The sequence below is a fragment of the Candidatus Magnetobacterium casense genome, from assembly GCF_019173545.1.
Taxonomy (GTDB): domain Bacteria; phylum Nitrospirota; class Thermodesulfovibrionia; order Thermodesulfovibrionales; family Magnetobacteriaceae; genus Magnetobacterium; species Magnetobacterium cryptolimnobacter.
In genome coordinates this window covers 1-3,222 of record NZ_JABXWD010000379.1, presented here as the reverse complement: position 1 = coordinate 3,222, position 3,222 = coordinate 1, and the positions used below count along the sequence as shown (strand labels likewise).

Here is a 3,222-nt window from a genome sequence, read left to right as displayed (position 1 = left end):
TTTTACGCTGTTGTTGTACCAAAACCCGGTCGTTTTGCAATTGTGTTGCCTCTTTATTATCAATTCCTTGAGTACGAAGCCGGCCATCAGGTATCTCTCTATGGCACGGAAGCCAAGCGGGATCACGTTTTTATTTTTGCGCATATCCCCTATTAATATCGCGCAATGGCCGCTGCGCTTCAACACCCGATAACTCTCACGTGCCACCTTGTCTATCTCATCGAGGAATCTTTCTACACCATAAGCCGACAGGTCTTTGTCGTTATTGTGTGTATAGCGGATAATATCGGCATATGGGGGATGGGCGCAGATCAGGTCTACGGTGGCATCGCCGATACGGTTGAGGTCCCTTGCATCGCCAACAAAAAGCTCCGCGCTGGTATCGTCATGGTCCTGTCCCGGGTCAAAGTCCATGTTTTCGGTGGCAAGCCCTATGGCGGCGGCGTTGATGTCTATCCCGATGAAGTTTCTGTCGAGCAGCTTGCACTCAACCCCGGTGGTGCCGGCACCGCAGAAGTAATCAAGCACTAGGTTGTGCTTCTTTGAATACCTTAAGACAACGTTTCGCGGGATATAAGGCGACCAGTTTCCACGGTAATTGCCATTGTGTGTGGCCCAGGTGCCGCGTGACTTAAAGCTCCAGACGGTTGTCTTTTCAACGGCAAAGCCCTTTGGGGTAATTGTCTTTATGTCTTTTTTGGTGGAAGGGAGCAGTTGATTGGCTGGATTGGATATGTTTACACCAAACTCCCTGGTAACAATCCTCTCAATGACCTTGAGTGTGACCCCGTATTTGCTACCAATATCTTTATCAGACAGGCCTTTTTTCTTATCTTGTAATATTAGTTTTTCTATGTCTTGATTCATTTAATAAGTGGGGGAACAATGCCCCCGGTGTTGTCTATTGTATATTAAGGATTTGAATCAGCGCAATAAGACAATGCGACAGTCTGGAATCAGTCACCTAGTTTACGGATTTGATGATCATATCGCCCATGCACTTGTATGATATCTCCTTGGTTACGAACTTGGAGATATTTCCCGTGTGGACGTTTATGCGACGCACAAACAGGTACAACCTGCCATCGGTGAGCTTGTATGTGCCGACGATGCCTTCGCTGTGTGCGTATTCGTCGGACTTTATTTCGTTGGGATTTCTTGTCAATGCCACCAGGCCATCCGGCGAGAGTTTGAAGTAGCTCCGGAACTCGCCCTGCACGACCTTGTAACAACAGGTGTTGTTGATGCTGTTTCTCATCAGTTCGCTCATAAAGAGCCCTGCCCCGCGTGGCATGAGGGTCACTATGTCAACGAAGTCGGTCACTATGATCGTCTTGCCGACACATCCGGGGGTGTTTGGCAGGCAACCCTGCGCACAGGAAGCACTGCAGAGTTCCGCCGCCACTTCGTCAAAGACGTCCTTGAGTTTCAACTGCACGATTATATCGTCGTTGTATGCGGCCCTGTCCCGGCAGCGAAATGTCGATGACACCTCATTGAACACACCGCCACATCCGCTGGCCAGCAACAGCGCCGGCACCAGCAGGATTCCAAGGGCTATTGAGAGCAGTGCCCTATTTCTCAAAGTTTTCGCCCTTTATTTTCATATTTTTGGGCTGCGTGTATCGCTGCATGAGGCTTTCGATGCCGCCAAAGGGAATTGCCACCTGACCGCTGGACTGCACCACGCCGGTATTGATGTTCATCAGGCGGGCATTGACCACTATGCAATCCTCGGCTATGCTGTACGTGCCCGTGACGATAGCGCCTACGTTGTAGAGGTCTTTGACCTTTTTGATGTCCCTGCTGAGGGAGAACTCACCGCTATCGTTCATGATCACGTCTGTTACAAGTCTGATGTCTATGACCGTCCAGTGTCTGACCTGAAATTCGTGGATCAGGCTTTCGGCTATGAGTCTGCCCAGGCGGTTTGTCTCCTTGAGGTTGTCCAGGTTCTGAAACGACGTCACGATGATCGGAAGGCTGACGTCTTGCATATCGACGTTGCGTTTGAGCTGGTCTGCAAGATATATCATATTGGCGTTGAGGTTGCCCATGGGGTTGACGCTCTTGTAGATTTCAAGCGGGACGGGCCTTGAAATCTTTCTCATATGTGGCCTGTAGGGGTCATAGTAGGGGGCGTCGTGTACGACCACCTTATCCGCCACCGGTCTCAGCACCGGCCCTCTTGTGTCCTCTACGTAGACGGTGTCCTTATCTTCGATTTGCTCACCAAAGGACGGCAAGACGTTCATAAACGATAACATTATAAACACGGAAATCACTACGGCTATAAGATTAACTATTCTCCAAAACATACCTGTATCTATCTTGTTCATTATATTCACCTCAATAAGGATAATAAGGACCATAATAGGGATAATACGGACCATAGTGCGGACCATACGGATATGGCCGATAGACCGGCACCTCATACTCACGCATCTTTGTCCTGTAAGCCACCGGATAATCACAACAAGTATCAGCCGTTATACTGTAGCCTCTGTCATAGCCGCATACCCAGTTTCCATTTGCTTCATAATGACAGCCCCTGTAGTACGGGTCAAGGAGCGAAGCATCATGATACACCACACATCCGGCAAGCAACATGCTTGCAAACAAAACCAAAACCACTCTCTTCATCAAAACAACCTCCGTTGCATAAATAAATACATCAGCCTATACCAGCTTACTTAACATTATATATCTGTAGTTTGGTTTCAAAACTTAAGTATTGTCATTTGGGGCTGATCTTCAGGAATTTTCGCTTGCCGACTTTGAAGACGTATTGGCCCTGAGGCAGAGTGGCCTTTGTGTCTGTGACCTTTGCGTCATCGATGAGTACCCCGCCCTGTTTGATGAGTCTCATGGCCTCCCCGGTGCTTGTGACAAGACCGGCGTCCTTCATTATCTGTGGCACCCACATCTGTTGAGCACTCCAGGGGATAGAGCGTTGTTCGATCTCATCGGGCAGTTGCCGTGATTTAAACACCTGGTCGAACTCCTGTTGCACCCTCTGAGCCTCGTTCATGGAGTGATACCGCGCCGTAAGCTCGATGGCCAGGGCCTCCTTGGCCTTCTTGGGATGCACGGAGCCGTCTGCTATGCCGGCCTTTAGCGCATTGAGTTCCTCCACCGAAATGTGGCTTAACAGCTCGTAGTACCTGAGCATCAATTCGTCCGTTGTGGACATCAGTTTGCCGTAGATTTCCTTTGCCGGTT

5 protein-coding genes are annotated in these 3,222 nt (G+C 49.4%); all 5 read right to left on the bottom strand.

The genetic code is table 11. The features are described 5' to 3' along the window. On the bottom strand, positions 1–867 hold an 867-nt coding region (locus tag HWQ67_RS15140; protein ID WP_218253528.1), incomplete at its 3' end, for a TRM11 family SAM-dependent methyltransferase. A 97-nt stretch (positions 868–964) separates the two neighbouring features. Beyond that, positions 965–1,585, bottom strand: coding sequence for a FlgO family outer membrane protein (locus HWQ67_RS15135; protein WP_218253527.1), 621 nt, complete (start codon positions 1,583–1,585; stop codon positions 965–967). Next, on the bottom strand, positions 1,575–2,339 hold the full coding sequence (locus HWQ67_RS15130) for a FlgO family outer membrane protein (RefSeq protein WP_218253526.1): 765 nt from the start codon (positions 2,337–2,339) through the stop codon (positions 1,575–1,577). The genes HWQ67_RS15135 and HWQ67_RS15130 overlap by 11 nt, the downstream gene beginning before the upstream one ends. A 10-nt stretch (positions 2,340–2,349) precedes the next feature. Continuing rightward, positions 2,350–2,643, bottom strand: a complete 294-nt coding sequence (locus HWQ67_RS15125; protein WP_218253525.1) for a hypothetical protein — start codon at positions 2,641–2,643, stop codon at positions 2,350–2,352. Between the two features lie 94 nt (positions 2,644–2,737). Next, positions 2,738–3,222: S4 domain-containing protein (locus HWQ67_RS15120; protein WP_255317313.1), on the bottom strand; the 485-nt coding region annotated here is incomplete at its 5' end.